The 20,083-nt window shown below is 68.9% G+C and carries 11 protein-coding genes; 9 read left to right on the top strand and 2 right to left on the bottom strand.

Going from position 1 to position 20,083, the window contains the following annotated elements; all coding sequences use genetic code 11:
* From ABD194_RS01480 to ABD194_RS01450, 7 genes are all read left to right on the top strand, one after another.
* Positions 1-695, top strand: a 695-nt coding sequence (locus ABD194_RS01480; protein ID WP_343986428.1) for a glycosyltransferase 87 family protein, incomplete at its 5' end; no start/stop codon positions are given.
* A 160-nt stretch (positions 696-855) separates the two neighbouring features.
* The gene (locus ABD194_RS01475) at positions 856-3,597 is read left to right on the top strand and encodes an HYR domain-containing protein (protein ID WP_343986425.1); all 2,742 of its coding nucleotides are present in this window, start codon (positions 856-858) and stop codon (positions 3,595-3,597) included.
* 167 nt (positions 3,598-3,764) lie between these two features.
* A complete protein-coding gene (locus ABD194_RS01470; protein ID WP_343986422.1) occupies positions 3,765-5,201 on the top strand; it encodes a sensor histidine kinase in 1,437 nt (478 codons plus the stop codon).
* Positions 5,198-5,833, top strand: a complete 636-nt coding sequence (locus ABD194_RS01465; protein WP_343986419.1) for a response regulator — start codon at positions 5,198-5,200, stop codon at positions 5,831-5,833. The genes ABD194_RS01470 and ABD194_RS01465 overlap by 4 nt, the downstream gene beginning before the upstream one ends.
* Before the next feature lie 294 nt (positions 5,834-6,127).
* Entirely contained in the window at positions 6,128-6,301 is a 174-nt protein-coding gene (locus tag ABD194_RS01460) for a hypothetical protein (RefSeq protein WP_343986416.1), read from the top strand.
* 170 nt (positions 6,302-6,471) lie between these two features.
* Positions 6,472-13,377 (top strand): OmpL47-type beta-barrel domain-containing protein, encoded by a 6,906-nt coding sequence (locus ABD194_RS01455; RefSeq protein ID WP_343986413.1) that lies wholly within the window; start codon positions 6,472-6,474, stop codon positions 13,375-13,377.
* Between the two features lie 267 nt (positions 13,378-13,644).
* The gene (locus tag ABD194_RS01450; RefSeq protein WP_343986410.1) at positions 13,645-16,005 is read left to right on the top strand and encodes a coiled-coil domain-containing protein; all 2,361 of its coding nucleotides are present in this window, start codon (positions 13,645-13,647) and stop codon (positions 16,003-16,005) included.
* Between the two features lie 114 nt (positions 16,006-16,119).
* Here the strand turns inward: ABD194_RS01450 and ABD194_RS01445 are convergent, their stop codons facing one another.
* Positions 16,120-17,343 (bottom strand): sensor histidine kinase, encoded by a 1,224-nt coding sequence (locus tag ABD194_RS01445; RefSeq protein ID WP_343986407.1) that lies wholly within the window; start codon positions 17,341-17,343, stop codon positions 16,120-16,122.
* A 23-nt stretch (positions 17,344-17,366) separates the two neighbouring features.
* Complete coding sequence (locus tag ABD194_RS01440; RefSeq protein ID WP_343986405.1) at positions 17,367-18,038, bottom strand: response regulator transcription factor; 672 nt, start codon at positions 18,036-18,038, stop codon at positions 17,367-17,369.
* Positions 18,039-18,099: 61 nt separating this feature from the next.
* Here ABD194_RS01440 and ABD194_RS01435 point away from each other — a divergent pair, with 61 nt between their 5' ends.
* Complete coding sequence (locus ABD194_RS01435) at positions 18,100-19,566, top strand: ferredoxin reductase family protein (RefSeq protein ID WP_343986402.1); 1,467 nt, start codon at positions 18,100-18,102, stop codon at positions 19,564-19,566.
* Entirely contained in the window at positions 19,563-20,048 is a 486-nt protein-coding gene (locus ABD194_RS01430) for an FMN-binding protein (protein WP_343986399.1), read from the top strand. Before ABD194_RS01435 ends, ABD194_RS01430 begins: the two co-directional genes overlap by 4 nt.
* Positions 20,049-20,083: the final 35 nt, after the last annotated feature.

Below are 20,083 nucleotides of genomic sequence, written 5' to 3'. Positions count from 1 at the left end.
TCGTCATCTACTTCCTGCTCAAGAAGGACTGGTCGTCGGCAGCCCGGGCGGGCGGCGGCTTCTTGGGAAGTGTTCTCATCGGTTTCGCGGTCTCGGGCTCCAGCAGCCTGTCCTATTGGCGAGGCGGCTTCGCGGAACTAGGCAAGTTCGGTGCGCAGACGGTCGTCGGCACGCACAACCAGTCGCTGCTCGCAGCAGCCCTGCGTCTGCTTGGGCGCCCCGAGGTGCCGTTGGCGGTGCAAGTCCTCCTTGCGCTCTGTGGCGCTGGACTCGGCGCACTTGCTGCAGGGCGCAGTCTCGCCAGCGCCCGTCCCGGTTCAGACGTGGAGGCCGTGGCGTGGATAGCTCTCGGTGGACTGCTCGCGTCACCGGTTTCGTGGACACATCACTGGGTCTGGGTGGTCGTCGTCTTGGCCGTGTTTGCCGGCCGCGGAGAGCGCGCCCGGGCAGCCGTGGTTCTCCTGGTGTTCTGGTTTCCCATCGTGTGGATGCTTTACACGGGCGACAACCTCGAGTCGCTCGCTTTCCCCTGGTGGAAGGCTCTGCTCTCCGCCGTCTACGTGCTCGCCGGCGTCACCATCCTGGTCGACGTGGTGCTCAGAAAGAGCGGCGATGGTCTCCAGCAGGAGACACTGGACCAGCCAAGAGCCAACGATCCCGTCGAGTCGACGCCCTCTTCTTCGGTATCTATATGAGGCCAATCGCCCATAACGTTAGAAAGGTGCGAAATGGACTTTTTACTTTTTCTTTAAGAACTCATTGCATTACCTCTCCCAAACTGCAGAAGCGCCCTAACGTGTGCATTGCCGTCTCGGGGGAACGAACGGCACTTCTTGCAGGAGGGGACATTCGAGCATGAGAGCTCGCTCGCTTCTGGCTGCCTTGACGGCAGCCGTGACACTAGGGGCCGCCGGCGCGGGCATCGCCTACGCCGACGGTCTCGACTTCGTTCAAGACAATCTCCAGCCCATCAGCGGCAACTTCACGGTGAAGGCCTGCTCCGGACAATCCACGACCTTCGACGTTCTCATCGCCGCCCGCCGAAACGGGCAGCCTGGCACCAAAGACGACAACGTCTTCGCCAACGACTCCTCCGTCACAGTCGCGATCGACTCGGTGTCGAGTCCACTGACAGCCAAGCTCGACAAGGACACGGTGAACGTGCCCAGCAACTGGGCCAGTTCGCCCACCAACACCCTCACGACCGACATGGTCAAGGTCACCTTCACGCTGCCACCCCAGACGTCGAGTGGAAGTGGCAGCGCCAAGCTGGCATACCAGGGCCACAACCGGAGCGGTGGCGACGTTTCAGGCACCAACACCATCGCCTTCAGCTGGACCCCAGGCCAGTGCGACGTCACGCCGCCGACCCTGCACCTACCCGCCGCCCTCACGGTCGAGGCGACCAGCGCCGGAGGTGCGGTCGTGAACTACAACGCCACCGCCACCGACGCGGCGCCAGCCAACCCCACAGTGACGTGCGACCCGGCGTCCGGCGCCACGTTCCCGCTCGGCACGACGACCGTCTCCTGCTCCGCCACCGACGCGGCAGGCAATAAGGCGACTGGCTCGTTCACCGTGATGGTCAAGGACACCACTCCCCCGGTCGTCACCCTTCCTGCCGACATCTCGGTTGAGGCGACGGGTTCGTCCACGGCCGTCAGCTGGGACCAACCGACGGCGACCGACTCAGTCGACGGATCCCGTGACGTCACATGCATGCCCGCATCCGGCTCCTCCTTCTCCGTCGGCACGACGACGGTCAGCTGCACCGCCACCGATGCCGCCGGCAACACCGGCACGGCTTCCTTCAAGGTCACGGTCAGCGACACCAAGGCGCCGGTCCTGTCCCTTCCGACCGACATCACCGCCGAGGCAACCGGCCCCGACGGCGCAGCCGTCGGCTACGTCGCGTCGGCCGCGGACGTCGTCGACGGTGCGGTCACGCCGGTCTGCGACCCGAAGTCGGGCAGCACCTTCGCCCTGGGCAAGTCAACGGTGCGCTGTGCCGCGACGGACAAGGCCGGTAACGCGGCCTCCGGCTCGTTCACCGTCACGGTCCAAGACACGACGGCACCTGACCTGACCGTGCCCGACCCGATCACGGTCGAGGCCACCGGCCCCGACGGTGCAGCCGCGGACTTTGCGGTCTCCGCATCGGACCTCGTCGATGGTGCGGTCAAGCCGGTCTGCGACGCCACCTCCGGCTCGACGTTCCCGCTGGGCACGACGACCGTCCACTGCTCCGCCACAGACGCCGCTGGCAACGAGGACAGGGCGGGCTTCACCGTCACCGTCCAGGACACGACGCCGCCGACCATCACGGTTCCGGCCGACATGGTCCTGGAGGCCACCGGCCCCGACGGCGCCACGGCGACGTACACGGCCGAGGCCGAGGACCTGGTCGACGGCACCTTCAAGGCGACCTGCACGCCGGCCAGCGGCAGCACCTTCCCGCTGGGCGCGACCCAGGTGAACTGCAACGCCACGGACAAGCACGGCAACCCCGCAGCCACGACGAGCTTCGCCGTTACGGTTCAGGACACGACGGCTCCGAAGCTGACCATGCCGGCCGACTTCGCGGTCGAGGCCACCGGTCCGGACGGCGCCGCTGTCACCTACGTGGCCTCCGCCATGGACATCGTCGACGGGGCCGTCGAGCCCTCCTGCGACGTGGCCACCGGCACGGTCCTCTCGCTCGGTGCCCACAAGATCACCTGCACGGCGACCGACGCGCACCACAACGTGGCGACCGGCTCCTTCACGGCCACGGTGCGGGACACGACGCCTCCCGCGGTCACGGTGCCGAAGGATGTGACGACCGAGGCCACCGGACCGAACGGTGCTGTCGTCGAGTTCAGCGCCTCCGCGACCGACATCGTCGACGGAGCTGTGACCTCCACCTGCGCGCCGGCTTCCGGCTCCACCTTCCCCCTCGGGACCACTGCCGTCACCTGCGCAGCGACCGACGCGCACGGCAACGTCGGCCACGGCTCGTTCTCGGTCAAGGTGCAGGACACCACCGGCCCGGTGATCTCCTGGATCGCCCCGGCGGCTGGCGGCTCCTACCCGTACGGCAGCGTTCCGACCCCGTCGTGCGTCGCCACGGACCTGGTCTCCGGACCGGCGCCGTGCTCGGTCATCGGCTATGACGGCGGCATCGGCACGCACACGCTGACGGCCACCGCGACGGACGCTGCCGGCAACGTGTCGCACGCAACGCGCAGCTACACCGTCGTCAGGTGGGGGCTGAAGGGCTTCTACCAGCCGGTCGACATGGGCGGCGTCGTCAACACCGTCAAGGCCGGCTCAACCGTCCCGCTCAAGTTCGAGATCTTCAGCGGAACGACGGAGCTGACGAACGTCTCGGCCGTGAAGTCCTTCACGGCGAAGTCGGTCAGCTGCGGGACGCTCACCTCGGCGGCGACCGACGACGTCGAGGTAACGAGCACCGGTGGGACGACCCTGCGCTACGACTCGACGGGCGGCCAGTTCATCCAGAACTGGCAGACGCCGAAGACGGCCGGCGCTTGCTACCAGGTCACCATGACCGCACAGGACAGCTCGACCATCAGCGCGTTCTTCAAGCTGAAGTAGTCGGACCAGTCACAACGGCGGGCGCATCACCGAAAGGTGGTGCGCCCGTCCTTTTGCCCCTCTGATCCCGTTGTGTCCCGATACCGCGAACGCCCTTCTTTACCGTTTGTAGACCTGATCACGTCGAATGACCCATCTGGGACAGAGGGTGCTTTTACACTCCGAGCATGGCGCAGCTGGTGGCGCCCGGTCGCAGCCGACCGGGCCGTGGGGTGGTCGCCACACGCATACTCCCGACCGTTGCCGGCTGGGCCGCCGGCATCGCCGTCACGGCGGCCATCCTCGGCACGCCGTACCTGCTCTTCGCCTACCACGACCCGCAGCTGCACCTGGTCCTTGACTCCGCCGACACCGGCGTCGCGCTCTTGGTCGCCTTTCTGATCTGGGGCCGCTACCGGCGCAGCGGCCGCCTCCAGGACCTCTTGCTCGCCGGCGGACTGCTGCTCCTCGCTGTGGGCGGGATCGGCATGGCCCTCGGCCTGCACCTGCTCGGCCTCGAGGACGGCCGCGCCGACGTCTGGCTCCCCGTCGCGATCCGTGTCGTCGGCGCCCTGATGGTCCTCACCGCGTCCGTGGTGGGCGTCCGCCGGGTCCCCGACGGCTGGGCTCGCGTGCTCACGGCCCTTCCCTGGGCGACCGTCGCACTCGGCCTCCTGCTCACCTACCTGCTGCGCGGCTCGCTGCCCGTCCCGCTGGCCGCGACGCCGCCCGTGTCGGCCGAGCACCCCGTCATCACCGGCCACCCGGCCCTCCTCGTCGCCCACGGCCTCACCGCGGTGTGCTTCGCCGTCGCGTCGGTCCTCTTCGCCTGCAAGGCCGCCCAGCGCTCACGAGGCCAGGACGAGCTGCTCCGGTGGCTCGGCCCCGCCTTCGGGCTCGCGGCCTTCGCCCGCCTCAACTACCTGCTCTTCCCCTCGCTCTACAGCGACTGGCTCTACACCGGCGACCTGCTGCGCACGGGCTCGTATGCCGTCCTCCTCGTCGGCGCCGCCCGCGAGATCAGCCGCTACTGGTCTGCTCAAGCCCGCGCCGCCGTCCTCGAGGACCGCCGCCGGCTCGCTCGTGAGCTGCACGACGGCGTCGTGCAGGAGCTCGCGTACATCCGCGTGGAAACGCATACGGCAGTGGGTGACCCGGAGGACCGCGAGCGAATGGTCGCCGCGTGCGACCGTGCGCTCGACGAGGCCCGCGCCGCCATCGACGCACTCGGACGCAGCACCGACGAGCCGCTCGGCTTCGTCCTGCACCGCGCCGCGCGGCAGGTCGCCGACCGATACAACGCGAGCCTCGAGGTCGAGCTCGACGACTCCGTGCACGCGGACGACGAGCAGCGGCACGCCCTCGTCCGGATCACCCGGGAGGCGGTCTCCAACGCCATCCGGCACGGCCGCACCGAGCGGGTGCGGCTCCGGCTCGAGCGCGACCAGCACCGGCGCCGGCTGCTCGTGCTGGACGAGGGTCAGGGCTTCGACCCGGCGACCGTCAAGCGCAACACGACCGGCTACGGCCTGACCAGCATGGAGGAGCGCGCCTCCGCCCTGCGCGGGTCGGTCAACATCGACTCCGTCCCGGGGCGCGGCACGACGGTGGCGGTGACCTGGTGAGCCTGCGCATCGTGATCGCCGACGACCACGCCCGCATCCGCGGGCGTGTCCGTGCTGCGCTGGAGGCCAGCGGCTGCGACATCCTCGGCGAAGGGGCGTCCGCCGGGGACGCCGTGCGGCTGGCGGTGGAGCACCGCCCCGACGTGGCGCTGCTCGACATCCACATGCCCGGCAACGGCATACAGGCTGCGCGGGACATCACGAAGGCCGCGCCTGAGGTGGCTGTCGTCATGCTGACCCAGTCGGCGGAGGACGACGACCTCTTCGACTCGCTGCGGGCCGGAGCGTCGGGCTACCTGCTCAAGGACACCGACCCGGCGACCCTGGCGGACAAGCTCCGTGGCGTCCTCGACGGTGAGGCCGCCATGCCGCCGCGGCTCGTGGCTCGGATCATGGACGAGTTCCGCGCGCCGGCAAAGCGACGCTTCGCGCGCCGCAGCGTGGCGGCCGCCAAGCTGAGCGCCCGCGAGTGGGAGGTCATGCAGCTCCTCGGCGAGGGCCTGTCCACCGAGAAGGTGTCGCAGCGTCTCTTCCTCTCGCCCACGACCGTGCGTGTGCACGTGTCCTCCGTGCTGAAGAAGCTGCGGGTCAAGGACCGCGAGAGCGCCTTCAGGCTCCTGCGCGACGAATGAGGCTGGTCTGCGGAGTAGACGCCGTTTAGGGAGTTGAACTCCGCGTTTGCCTGATTGAACGGCAAATTGGCATTCGCACTCCTCGTCCCTTCGTAACCTTTTCTTCGGGATACACCCGGCCGTGGACTCGCCATCGGAGGGGATTGTCGAAACGCGGCCGAGGTCGTTCAAAGGGGAGGTGCCATGGCGAAGTCGGGACGAACGGCTGCATCGGGGGTCGGTTCCGACTCCGCCTGGCGCTGCCCTTCCTGGTGCGTCACCGAGCACGGTGTCCACCAGGGCGAGGAGGACTGGGTGCACGTTGGGAAGCCGCTGCCCGTCGTCGACGGCCTGCACGCACAGCTGTGCATGTCGGTCGACCCGGAGTCGGGACGTCAGGACGGGCCGGTGGTGCTGATCGGAGCCACCGAGCTCACGCTCGCGGCGGCGGCAGCGCTCGGCACAGCCCTCGTGAAGCTGACGCTCTGAAGAGCCCCAAAGCATCCTTTTCACCCAAAACTGACATTTCGGATATGGCTTTCCGCAAGGTATCCCGGCGAATGCTGATTCACCGGACAAGAGCCGCTCTGAGCGCTTAATTTCATTCACGTCGACTCGCGGGGGCGAGGCCGTCGACCATTTAGGGGAGGAACCCATCCATGCCTGGAAGAAGGCTTCTGGCTGCCTCGGCTGCCACCATCACGATGCTGTCCACCGGGGCCAGCGTCCATGCGTATGCCGCGTCAGTCACCTCGGCCAGCTTCAGCGGCGGCTCCTATACGGATGCCAACGGCAAGGTGTATGCCAAGCAGGGCGCCGTGCTCAGCCTGACTGTCAACACCGATGGGAACACCCGTTGTGTCGATGTCATTGATGGCAACGGCAACACCGTCGCAACCAAGTCCGGGAGCAACTCCAACACCTGGACCTTCAGCGGCCCTTCGTACAGCTGGCTCACTGCCGGCAGCGGGGACGGTGTGGTGGCCTACACGTTCAAGGCATGGCGGAACGTGAATGGCAACGGCAACTGCGTCGCGAACCAGAACGAGACGTTCGGCGTGCAGTCCGCTGCCTACACGCTGGACAACACCGCGCCTACTGCCACCGGAGCTGTCAGCCCAGCGCCCAACGGCGCCGGCTGGAACAAGTCCGACGTCACGGTGACCTGGACCGGTGCCGACACCGGCGGTTCGGGCGTCAAGACCGTCACCCCGACGACGGACACCGTCAGCACGGACGGCACCGTCACCAAGGCCGCCACCGTTACCGACAACGTCGGCAACACCGGCACCGCATCGGTCCAGGTCAAGTTCGACAAGACTGCGCCCACCATCGTCGGCTCGGCAACCCCGGCTCCGAACAGCAACGGCTGGAACAAGACGCCGGTCACCGTGTCCTTCACCCCGACTGACGCCACCTCCGGCGTGAAGTCCTCGAGCGCCCCCGTGACCCTCAGCACCGACGGCGGGAACCAGTCGGTCACCGGCACCGTCACGGACAACGCGGACAACACCGCGAGCACCACGGTCAGTGGCATCAACATCGACCAGGTCGCGCCGACGCTGTCGGGCAAGCCGACCACGAATGCCGGTGCCAACGGCTGGTACAACGGCGACGTCACTGTGTCTTGGACCGCCACTGACGCCGTGTCGGGCACATCTAACCCCGCCAACAGCACTATCGGCGGCGAGGGGCAGGACCTCACCGCGAGCGCCATCGCCACGGACAAAGCCGGCAACTCGACGACCGCACAGAGCGCCCCGGTCAAGATCGACCGAACTGCGCCAACCACCACGGTGACGGCTCCGCCGGCCTGGAACAAGAGCGACGTCACGCTGACCCTTGTCGCGAACGACGCACTCTCCGGAGTGGGCAAGACGTACTACGTGCTGGACGGCGGCATCCAGCAGACCGGAACAAGCATCCCGGTCACCGCCGAGGGCAACCACACGCTGAAGTTCTGGAGCGTTGACAACGCCGGCAACACTGAGGCCGCCCACACGGTCAGCTTCGGCATCGACAAGACCTCGCCCACCATCGGCCACACCCAGGCCCCTGCGGCCAACGACGACGGCTGGAACAACACCGACGTCAAGATCACCTTCACCTGCTCCGACGCGGTCTCGGGCATCGCCAGCTGCACATCAGCGCAGACGGTGAGCACCGAGGCGGCGGGCCAGCAGGTCACCGGAACCGCCACGGACAACGCGGGCAACTCCGCGACCGACCCGGCTCTGGTCAGCATCGACAAGACCAAGCCGGTCATCACCGTCGACACGCTTCCCAAGGCCAACGACAACAGCTGGTACAACACCGACGTTACCGCGACCTTCACTGCGACCGACGGCCTCTCCGGCGTCAAGACCCAGGACAAGGCGCACACGTTCGGCGAGGGGGCAAACCAGACGGCCACCGCAACGGCGACCGACGCCGCCGGCAACGACGCCTCGGTGACCACCCCGTCGATCAGCGTCGACAAGACCGACCCGACCATCAAGGGCAACGTCGTCGGCACTCCGAACGCCAACGGCTGGTTCACCGGTGACGTCACGGTCCACTGGACCTGCGACGACAACCTGTCCGGCGTCGTGGCCTGCCCGGCCGACACGGTCGTGAAGGGAGAGGGCAGCAGCCTGTCCGCCTCCGCCTCCGTGAGAGACAAGGCCGGCAACACCTCGACTGCGACGGTCGACAACATCCAGATCGACCGCACCGCCCCCTCGACGACCGCCTCCGGCGTGCCGTCAGGCTGGGTCAACGGACCCATCACCGTGGGCCTGAAGGGCAACGACAACCTGTCCGACATCGACTCCACCTACTACTCCGTCGACGGTGCATCCACACCGACGAAGGGCGACAGCGTCACGATCGGCGCTGAGGGCGTCCACACCGTGAGCTACTACTCGATCGACAGCGCCGGCAACAAGGAGGACGCCAAGAGCTTCACGGTGAAGCTCGACCTGTCGTCCCCCACGATCACGCCGAGCCAGTCGCCAGGACAGAACACCAACGGCTGGAACAACACCGATGTCGCGGTCAGCTTCGCGTGCGACGACCAGACCGACCTGTCGGGCCTCAAGGACTGCACCGCTCCGGTGACCGTCTCCACCGAGGGCAGGGGCCAGCAGATCAAGGGCACGGCGACCGACAACGCCGGCAACGGCACCGACGCCACCGCCACGGTCAACATCGACAAGACGGCCCCGACCATCACGGGCGCCACCGACCGGCCGGCGAACGCCGCCGGGTGGTACAAGGACGACGTCACCGTCTCCTTCAAGGGGACCGACAACGGGTCCGGCATCGACACCGTGACCGGCCCCCAGCACCTCACCGGAGGCAAAGACCAGAGCGTCACGGGCACGGCGACCGACAACGCCGGCAACCCCAGCAGCACGACGGTCAGCGGGATCAACATCGACAAGACCCCGCCGACCCTCAGCGCCGCTCCCACCACGAGCCCCAACGAGAACGGCTGGTACAACACCAACGTCACCGAGACCTGGTCGGCCGACGACGCCGGCTCCGGCCTCGCGGGTGACCAGCCCGCCGACTCGGTCATCTCGACCGAGGGTGAGGGCCAGACCGTCTCGGCCTCTGTCTCGGACAAGGCAGACAACGTCACGTCGTCGACGAGCGAGCCCGTCAAGATCGACAAGACCGCGCCGCTCACCACGGCTTCCGCTCCTGCAGGTTGGATCAACAACAGCCTGGAGCTGAAGCTGAACGCTTCCGACGGCCTCTCCGGCGTTGCGTCGACGGTCTACACGGTCGACGGCGGCTCGGTGCAGACGGGCACCGCGGTGAAGCTCACGACCGAGGGAACCCACACGGTCTCCTACCGCTCGACTGACATCGCGGGCAACGCCGAGGCGTGGAAGGTGGCCACCGTCAAGATCGACAAGACGGCTCCCACCATCAAGCACTCGTTCTCGCCTGCCGCAAATGGGGCAGGGTGGAACAACGCCGACGTGACGGTCACCTTCACCTGCACCGACCAGGCCGGCCTTTCCGGCATCAAGAGCTGCACGGACCCCGAGAAGGTCACGAAGGAGGTCACCGCACAGAAGGTCACCGGCACGGCAACGGACAACGCCGACAACTCGGCGACGGACGAGGCCACCGTCAACCTCGACAAGACCAGGCCGACGATCAGCGGCAGCCGCACCCCGGCCGCCAACGACTTCGGCTGGAACAACACCGACGTCACCGTGCACTTCGACGCGGATGACGAGCGCTCTGGCCTCGCTGGCGTGACGAAGGACCAGACGTTCGGTGAGGGCAGCAACCAGTCCCTCGAGGGCACTGCGGTCGACATGGCCGGCAACTCGGACAGCGCCACCGTCGGTGGCATCAACGTCGACGAGACAGCACCCACCCTGGGCGGAGCACCCGCCTACAAGCCGAACCCCAACGGTTGGTACAACGACGACGTCACGGTCAAGTGGGTGGCCGGCGACGACCGCTCCGGCGTTGCCGAGGCTCCTGCCGACAGCACCATCACCGGCGAGGGCGAGGGCCTCAAGGCCACCGCAACGGTGGCAGACTTGGCCGGCAACAGCACCACGGCCGACAGCGCTGTGGTCAACATCGACCGCCACGCCCCGGTTACCGGCGCAAACGCACCGGCCGGCTGGAACAACAGCGCCGTCACGGTGAGCCTCGACGCGAGCGACGGGCTCTCCGGTATTGCCGCCACGTACTACCAGGTCGACGACAAGAACGTGACCAGCGGCACGTCGCTCACCATCAGCACCGAGGGCGTGCACGCGCTGAAGTACTGGAGCGTCGACAAGGCCGGCAACGTCGAGGAGGCCAAGACCGCCACGGTCAAGGTCGACCTCACCAAGCCGACCATCGACCACACTGTCGCCCCGGCCCCGAACGCCAAGGGCTGGAACAACACTCCGGTAACCGTCGCGTACCAGTGCGACGACAAGCTCTCCGGCGTGGCCACCTGTCCGGCAGACGCCAAGGTCTCGACCGACGGCCAGGACCAGGCAGTCCCCGGCACCGCCGTGGACAACGCGGGCAACACCCAGGTCGACAACGCCACGGTCAGCATCGACACGGTCAAGCCGACCATCACCGGCAAGGCCGACCGCGACCCGAACAACAACGGCTGGTACGCCGGGAACGTCACCATCAGCTACGCATGCAAGGACGCCCTTTCCGGGATCGCAGACTGCTCGTCGCCTGTCACGTTGGGCGAGGGCAAGGCGCAGACGGCCAAGGGCACCGCGACTGACGACGCCGGCAACACCGCCGACGCCACGGTGCGCGGGATAAACGTCGACAAGAGCGCTCCCACCTTGAGCGGGGTACCGACCACGGACCCGAACGGCGCTCACTGGTACAAGAGCGACGTCACAGTTCACTGGACCGCGGCCGACACGATGTCGGGCATCGGCGCTGGAGCGGCTCCGTCCGACAGCGTGATCACCGGCGAGGGCGAGGGCCTCACGGCCAGCGCCTCGGTGAGCGACCTGGCGGGCAACTCCACCTCGGCCACAAGCGCCCCGGTCAAGATCGACCGCCACGCCCCGAGCACCACGGTGTCGGACGTCTCCGACTGGAGCAACAGCGCAGTCACCGTGAAGCTGACCGCGGGCGACAACCTGTCCGGCGTCGCGGCTACGTACTACCAGCTCGACAACGACCCCGCCGCCACGGGCACCAGCGTCACCATCGACACTGAGGGCCTCCACACCCTCCAGGTGTGGAGCGTGGACGTCGCGGGCAATGTCGAGGCGCAGAAGAACATCGTGGTGAAGATCGACACGACGGCGCCGAGCATCAGCCACACCCAGTCGCCCGAGGCGAACAAGGCTGGCTGGAACAACAGCGACGTCACCGTCACCTTCACCTGCACCGACAACACCGGCGGCTCTGGCATCGCCAGCTGCACAGGCGACCAGAAGGTCGCAATGGACGGCCAGAACCAGTCGGTCGTAGGCAAGGCGGTCGACCAGGCCGGTAACAGCACCACCGACCCGGCAACGGTCAGCATCGACAAGTCGAAGCCCACGGTGACCGGCAGCCTGTCGGCCGAGCCCAACGCCAACGGATGGTTCAAGTCGGACGTCACGGCGACGTTCACCTGCGCCGACCAGGAGGGTTTGTCGGGCGTCATCTCCTGCCCGACGCCCGTGACGCTGGGTGACGGTGAGGCCCAGAGCGCCGGCGGCACCGCCGTCGACGCGGCAGGCAACCCGAGCGACCCGTTCACCATCGGCGAGATCAACGTCGACAAGACCGGCCCGACCCTGAGCGGAACCGCCACCACGGTCCCGAACGGCAACGGTTGGTACAAGGACGACGTCACCGTCAAGTGGAGCGCCTCCGACGCCCTCTCGGGCCTCGACGGCGACAGGCCGACCAGCAGCACCATCACCGGCGAAGGCGACAACCTCTCGGCGGGCGCCTCGGTGACCGACAAGGCCGGCAACACCACAGGTGCAACCGTCGCGGGCATCAAGATCGACCGCAAGGCGCCGCGCACGACGGCCACCGCACCCGGCGGCTGGCAGAACAGCGACGCCACGGTGAAGCTTTCGGCGGACGACAACCTGTCGGGCGTGGACGGCACCTACTACACGGTCGACGGCGGGGCCAAGCAGTCCGGGGACACAGTCACCGTCTCCAAGGAGGGCACCCACCAGATCGCCTACTGGAGTGTGGACCAGGCTGGCAACGCCGAGACGGCGCAGACCGTGACGGTCCTCGTCGACAAGACCGCGCCGACGATCACCGGCAAGGCCACGACGAGCCCGAACGGCAACGGCTGGTACAACGCTCCGGTGACGGTGCAGTTCGACTGCAAGGACTCGGTCAGCGGCATCGCGAGCTGCCAGCCCGACGCAACGCTGTCGGCCCAGGGCGCGAACACCGCCACGGGCACGGCGGTCGACAACGCGGGCAACAAGGGCACCACCACCCTTGACGGCATTAACGTCGACACGGTCGCCCCGAGCATCACCATCGGTGGGGTCAAGGACGGCGCCGTCTACACCGTCGGCGCGGTCCCGACCGCCACGGCAAGCGCAACGGACGGCACCAGCGGACTGGCCGCGCCCGCCACGGGCACCAAGACCGGTGGAACGGCCAACGGCGTGGGCACCTTCACCTACACCGCGACGGCGACCGACAAGGCCGGCAACACGGGTACCGCCACGGTCACCTACAAGGTGGTCTACGGCTACGGCACCACGCTGTTCCTCCAGCCGGTCAACGACACGGCGCACCAGACGGGCCTGTCGACCAGCGTGTTCAACGCCGGCCAGAGCATCCCGATGAAGTTCCAGCTCAAGAACGCCGCAGGCCAGGTCGTCCAGGCCGGCAGCGCCCCGAAGTGGCTGACTCCCGTCAAGGGCGGCAGCACGGCGGCCGCGGTCAACGGGGCGGCGTACACCGCGACGGAGACGGTGGGCGGGGCGTACACCTGGGACGGCACGCAGTACCAGTACAACTGGAAGACCGACAAGACGCAGGCCGGCAGCTACTGGAGAGTGGGGGTCACGCTCGACGACGGCCAGACGTACTACGTCAACATCGGCCTCCGGTGAACCAGTAGGCAACAACCAGTAGGACCGGACGGGCGCACCACCAGTAGGTGGTGCGCCCGTTCTCGTCGAGCAGGTTGGGCCAAAGAGGCCCCCTGACGTAAAGGAGTCCCGCGCCGGAATGCGACTTTCGGGCGTTTAGACGCTTGAACGGTGCGTTTGCCACGTTGAACGCCAAAACGGTCGTAATCACCCTTCACGGTTCCTAGGCTCTTTCGTGGGGGCCAGCTCAACCAGGGGTTTGCCACGATGAGAGGCAGTAATAAACAGATGTCGCGTTCCACGTTCACCGGTCAGTCGTTCTTCGCCAAGCAGTCGACGCACGCCCGTCGAGCCGCCAAGGCCCTGGTGATCCCAGTCGCCTTCGCCGGCCTGGTTCTCGCCGGCAGCCCGGCGCAAGCCGGCACCACGTCCACAGCCGCGACCGGCGGCATCTGCAACGGCGTCGTGAACCAGCTCGCACACCGCGGCAGCGTCCAGGAGAACCTGCTCAAGGCCGCGGCGAAGAAGAACGCGGACCTCATTGCAGCGCTGACGGCGCAGCGGACGGCCCTGCAGGGCCAGAGCACGGACCTGCAGGCTCAGGTGGACCAGACAAACCAGAAGCTCGCCGACCTCCAGGCGCAGGAGTCAGGCCTCGATGCCCAGATCAAGTCCACCAAGGACGAGCTCGCCATGCTCACGGCGCAGCAGGCGACCGTCACAGGCGCGATCGCTGACGGCGAGCAGATGTTGGATGCGCTGCAGGTGCAGCAGGGCGACTTCGCGTCACAGCTGAGCGACCTGAAGGCGGACGTGGCCGCAGCGCTGACGAGGTCCGCCGAGCTCTCCCAGCAGCTGCAGAACGTCCAGGCCCAGATCAACGCCAAGCAGGTCGCGATCGCCGACGCAGCAACCGACCTCGCGGCGCTCCAGACCACGGCTGCGTCTGCCGCCGACGCCCTGACGGCGAAGCAGGGCGAGATCACCCGGGGCCAGTCCGACCTGGCGTCCCTGACCTCCGCCGCCGCTGGCGCAGCCACCGCCGTCCACGACGCCGAGCAGGCCGTCACCGACGCCGAAGCCACGCTGACGCAGCTGCAGGAGAGCGGCACCGCCGCCCAGGCCGAACTCGACGCGCAGCAGACCAAGGTGGACGACGCCAAGGCGACCCTCGCGTCGCTGCAGTCCGACGCCACCGTCGCCGCAGGCGCCCTCACCGCCAAGCAGGCCGAGGTCACCAAGGCCCAGGGCGAGCTCGGCACCCTGCAGGCCGCTGCCAAGAGCGCGGCAGACGCCGTCACGGCCAAGCAGGCCGAGATCGCCAAGGCGCAGGACGCGCTCGCTGCCCTGCAGGCGACCCTGAAGACCGACTCGGACGCGTACGACGCCATCCAGGCGGCCATCGCTTCGAACACCGCTGACATCGCCAAGCTGCAGACACAGATCTCGAACGTCAACACCCAAATCGCGGGCGTGCAGGCACAGCTTGCCCAAGCGCAGAGCGACCTCGCCGGACTGCAGGCACAGAAGTCGAACCTGACGGCCCAGATCGCCGACCTCAACCAGCAGATCGCCGACGCCAACAACGGCCAAGGCAAGAAGCTCACCGCGCAGCGAGATGCTCTCCAGGTCCAGCTCGACACGGTCAACAAGCAGGTCTCGGACAAGACTGCGCTGATCAGCGGTTACCAGGGCAACCTCGCGGCTCTGCAGGCTCAGGTGGCGGACCTGAACTCGCAGCTGACCGCCAAGCAGAGCCAGAGCAGCGACCTGCAGAAGCAGGGCGCCGCTCTCCAGAGGAAGCTCGACGCCGACAAGGCGGCCGGGGCGACCAAGCAGGGCGAGATCACCACCCTGAAGGACCAGCTCCCGAGCGCGCAGAGCGCCGTGGCCGCGGCCGACCAGGCGGTCACCACCAAGCAGGGCGAGCTCGACACGCTCAAGGGCCAGCTGCCGGCGCTGCAGTCGGCGGTCAACGACGCGAACGACAAGGTCGCCGCGCAGCAGAAGGCCGTCGATGACCTGGAGTCCAAGCTCCCCAGCCTCCAGGACAACGTCGACGCCGCCAAGCAGGCCATCGCAGACCAGCAGGCGGTGCTCGACGGTCTCAAGGTCGACCTCCTCAAGGCTCAGGACGCGCTCGCTGCGGCCACCAAGGCCGTCGACGACCAGAAGGCGGAGCTCGCCGGCCTCGAGGCTCAGCTGCCGGGTCTGCAGGCTGCAGTGGACGACGCCAACGCGGCCGTGACGTCGAAGCAGAACGAGATCACCACGCTCAACAGCGAGATGGACTCTCTCGTGGCCGAGCTCGCCGACGTGAACGCGCAGATCAAGGCTGCCGAGGCAGACATCCTGGCGTTGGAGGGCCGCGTCACTCCACTGCTGGACCAGCTGAACCAGCTCAACGCACAGGTCACGGCTAGTGAGGCTCAGCTGGCTTCGCTCCAGACCCAGCTGACGTCGCTCGACCAGCAGGTCACCAGCGCGCAGGACACACTGCGCGACCTGCAGGCCCAGAAGAAGAGCAACAAGGACGCCATCGCGGCCCAGACCGCAACCGTAAAGAGCCTGCAGGAGAAGCTCGGCGCGGTGCAGGACCAGATCAAGGCCATCGATGGCAGCATTGCCGTGGGCGGTTGCGTCGTCTGACCGAACACGTCGGAGCGACGCGCCGACGCGACCTGGACGTGCTGAACGCGAAGGGCCCCGAGCCACGGCTCGGGGCCCTTCCCTGTCGACTTCTGTGCATACCGGTGACCTCCGTCAGGCGTGGGCGGCCGGGATGACCAGCGTGAAGGTCGCTCCACCCCCGGGCGTCTCGGTGACGTCGAGCCGGCCGCCGTGCGAGCGCACGATCTGCGTCACCAGCGCCAGCCCAAGCCCAACGCGCCGGCCACCCGATGCACCGTCGCCGCGGGAGAAGCGCCGGGTGAGCCGCTCGACGTCCTCGACGTCCACGCCGTGGCCGTGGTCGACGACGTCGACCCGCACCAGCCCGTCCCCGGCAGAGGACCGCACCTCCACCCGAGACCCGGGCTCCGAGTGCGCGATCGCATTGTCGACGAGGGCCAGCACCGAGCGTCGCAGGCTCGGCGCCACCCCCTGCACCAGGCACCGTTCCCCAGCACTCGCGCCCTCGTCGACGAGCGTGACGCCGCGTTCGGCGGCATACGGCCCGAGGGACGTCACGACCTCGGACGCCAGCCCAGCGAGATCCACCTTCTCGGCGGCCTCGTCGACGTGCTCGAGCTGCGCCGACAGCAGCAGGTCAGAGACGACGTCGGCCATCGCCTGCGTGTCGTGGACGAGCTGGTCGACCTCCGCGAGCCGCCGGGCGGCCGCCGGGTCACCCTCCCGACCGGACGCGTCCGCCGCCACGTGCCGGCGCAGCAGCTGCGCGCGCGTGCTGATGACGGCGAGCGGGGTGCGCAGCTCGTGCGAGGCGTCGGCGACGAACTGGCGCTGCAGCTCCATCGCCTCACCCAGCGGGCGCACCGCCCGGCGCCCGGCCAGCAGTCCGGTCAGGGCCGCCAGCAGCACGCCGAGGCCGCCGGCCACCGCCGTCGACACGACCAGCCGCTGCTCCTCACCGGAGTGCAGCCGGATGTCGTAGACGGCGACGTAGGTGCCGTCCGAGCGGCGGTCCACCCACGCCGGCCAGGTGCGCCCGTCGACGTCGTAGCTCGTCGCCCCCGACACGTCCGAACCGGTCGCGACCACCGCGGCCGCCAGGTCGGGAGGCATCGTGCGCGTCACCTCGTGCGTCGGCCCCGAGATCCTCGCGAGCCACGTCCCCGGCGGCGCGTCGACGACGTCGTCGGCCGTGCGCGCCGTCGTCTCGGTGCGCCCACGGACCTCCGACTGTTGCTGCCGGTCGAAGAGGACCGCAGCTCCGACGATGGCCACGAGCACCACGAGCGCTGTCGTCGCGCCGACGCGCAGGGCCACCGACCGCGACGCCTGCTGCAGCGGATCCCGTTCCGCCACGGCCGATCTCGACCGAGGAGCCATCACGACGTCCCGAGCCGGTAGCCGACCCCGTGGACGGTCTCGATGACGGACTTCCCGAGCTTGCGGCGCAGGTAGTAGACGTACGTGTCCACGGCGCCGAGCGTGTCGGCGTGGTCGAAGGCGGTCGCGAGCAGCTCGTCCCGGGTGAAGACCCGCGTCGGGCGCCGCGCCAGCGTCTCGAGCAGCCGCGCCTCGCGGCCTGACAGCATCACCTCGTCGCCGTCCCCGACGAGCCGCTGCTCCCGCACGAGCAGCCGCCGCGGACCGACCGCCAGCTCGTTCGCCCCGCCACCGACGGGCCGCAGCAGCGCCCGCAGCCGCGCCAGCACCTCCTCGACGTCGAACGGCTTGACGACGTAGTCCTGGGCCCCGGCGTCCAGCCCCTCCACCCGGTCGGCGACCGTTCCGCGCGCCGTCAGGAACAGCACGGGCGCCCTCAACCCCCGCGAGCGCAGCCGCGTCACGAGGTCGACCCCCTCGATGCCGGGCAGCCCCCGGTCGACGACGAGCACGTCCCAGTCGTCGACGAGGCCACGATGGAGCCCGGCCTGTCCGTCGCGGACGGCCGTGACGGCATACCCCTCCTCGTCGAGCAGCTCGGCGAGCATCTGCGACAGGTCCGGGTCGTCCTCGACGAGGAGCAGGCGAGGGCGGAAGGTCGGCACGGTCATGCGGTCAAACTCCTCGACCCGTCTCATAACTTTCTGAGATCGCCTCACGACGATCGTCTACGTGAGCACCACCATCGCACCACACCGCGGGACCCCGAGCCGGGTCCGTCGCGCCCTGCGCGCCGGAGCGGACTTCCGCCGCTGGCAGGCCCGCACCGGAGACCTCCTCGAGACCCTGGCGATCGCGAGCCTGCTCGCCGTCGTGGCCCAGTTCCTCCTCGGCGGCGGCAGCCACGACCTCGTCGCCGGCACGGGCAGCACCATGCTCGTCGCCGTCGGGCGCCTCACCGGCCTGGTCGCCATGGACCTGCTGCTCATCCAGCTGCTCCTGGCCGCGCGGGTGCCGTGGGTCGACCGCGTCTACGGGATGGACCGCGCGCTCAAGGCGCACCGCATCCTCGGGCGGGTCACGGTCCCCCTCGTCCTCGTGCACGTCGGCGCGATCATCCTCGGGTATGCCGTCCGCGACGCCCTCCACGGGCCGTTCGGTCCCGTCGTGGAGACCTTCCGCCTGCTGACCGGCGGCAGCGACCTGCTCTTCGCCTTCGGCGCCACCGCGCTGCTCGTCGTCGTCGCGGTGACGTCCGTCAGCATCGCGCGCCGGAAGGCGTCCTACGAGTGGTGGCACGTCGTGCACCTCACCTCGTATGCCGCCGTCGTCCTCGCCGTGCCCCACGAGCTCTCGATGGGCTCGGACTTCACCGCCTCCGCGTGGGCGCGCACCTACTGGTGGACGCTCTTCGTCCTCGTCGCCGCCAGCGTCGTGTGGTGGCGCCTGCTCGTGCCGGTCGCCCGCAGCCTGCGCCACGGCCTGCGCGTCAGCGACGTCGTCGAGGAGAGCCCCGGCGTGTGGTCGGTCCGGATGACCGGGCGCGACCTCGACCGGCTGCCGGTGCGCGCCGGGCAGTACCTCAACTGGCGCTTCCTCAGCCCGCGCCTGTTCGCGAGCGCCCACCCGTGGTCGCTGTCGAGCGCCCCGGACGGCCGGCACCTGCGCATCACGGTCCGCGACCTCGGCGACCACTCGAGCCGCCTCGCGGGGCTGCGCCCCGGCACGCGGGTGCTCTTCGAGGGCCCCTACGGCGCCTTCACGTCCCGCAACCGCGTGCGCCGCCGCGTCCTGCTGCTCGCCGCCGGGATCGGCGTCACCCCCGTGCGCTCCATCCTCGAGGAGCTCGTCCGCCACGGCCACGCCGGCCCCGGCGACGTCACCGTCGTCTACCGCGCCAACACCGAGGCCGAGCTGGCCCTGCGCCACGAGCTCGAGCACCTCGCCGAGGTCGGCGGCCACCGGCTGCTCCTGCTCGTCGGGCCGCCCGTCCAGGGCTCCTGGCTGCCGGCCGGCTCCACCCGACGGAAGGGCGAGCAGCCCTCGGACGCAAGGCGGCTCGCGGGGCTCGTGCCCGACCTCGCCCGCCACGAGGCGTACGTCTGCGGCCCCGGCACGTGGATGGACCTCGTCCACCACAGCCTCCGCGAGGGCGGCATCCCCAAGACCCACATCCACGACGAGAGGTTCTCCTGGTGAGGAAGACCACAGCAGTCGTCGTCGGCCTCGCCGGCATCGTCACGGTCGGCGCCTCCTGGGCCAGCGGCCTGGCCCCGAAGCACCACGCGGTCAACGGCATCCACGTCGCCACGCCCGCCAGGGCCGGCACGCCCGTCGCCGGCGCCCCACCGCAGCCCTCGTCGTCGAAGTCCACGACGTCGACGAAGTCCGCCGCCCCGCGGTCCGGGTCGGTCGACGGCGCCGTCGTCGACACGCAGTACGGCTCGGTCCAGGTGCGCATCACGTTCCAGGGCAAGAAGATCACCAACGTCCACGCCCTGAAGCTGACCGACAGCTCCGGCACGTCGGTGTCCATCAGCGCCGACGCTGCGCCCACCCTGCGCCAGGAAGCGCTCGACAAGCAGTCCGCGCAGATCGACGTCGTCAGCGGCGCGACCTACACCAGCGAGGCCTACCAGCAGAGCCTCCAGTCGGCGATCGACGCCGCACACCTGGGCTGACGCAGCCCCCCACGAACGCGGCCCGTCGACCTTCC

This window comes from Terrabacter terrae, assembly GCF_039529575.1.
GTDB classification, from domain to species: domain Bacteria; phylum Actinomycetota; class Actinomycetes; order Actinomycetales; family Dermatophilaceae; genus Terrabacter; species Terrabacter terrae.
This window is presented reverse-complemented; position numbering and strand designations above follow the sequence as displayed.

Excerpts from the sequence above, each read along its gene's own strand:
- ABD194_RS01475 (WP_343986425.1), top strand. The coding sequence starts at position 856 with ATGAGAGCTCGCTCGCTTCTGGCTGCCTTGACGGCAGCCGTGACACTA.
- ABD194_RS01470 (WP_343986422.1), top strand. The coding sequence starts at position 3,765 with ATGGCGCAGCTGGTGGCGCCCGGTCGCAGCCGACCGGGCCGTGGGGTG.
- ABD194_RS01455 (WP_343986413.1), top strand. The coding sequence starts at position 6,472 with ATGCCTGGAAGAAGGCTTCTGGCTGCCTCGGCTGCCACCATCACGATG.
- ABD194_RS01450 (WP_343986410.1), top strand. The coding sequence starts at position 13,645 with ATGTCGCGTTCCACGTTCACCGGTCAGTCGTTCTTCGCCAAGCAGTCG.
- ABD194_RS01440 (WP_343986405.1), bottom strand. The coding sequence starts at position 18,038 with ATGACCGTGCCGACCTTCCGCCCTCGCCTGCTCCTCGTCGAGGACGAC.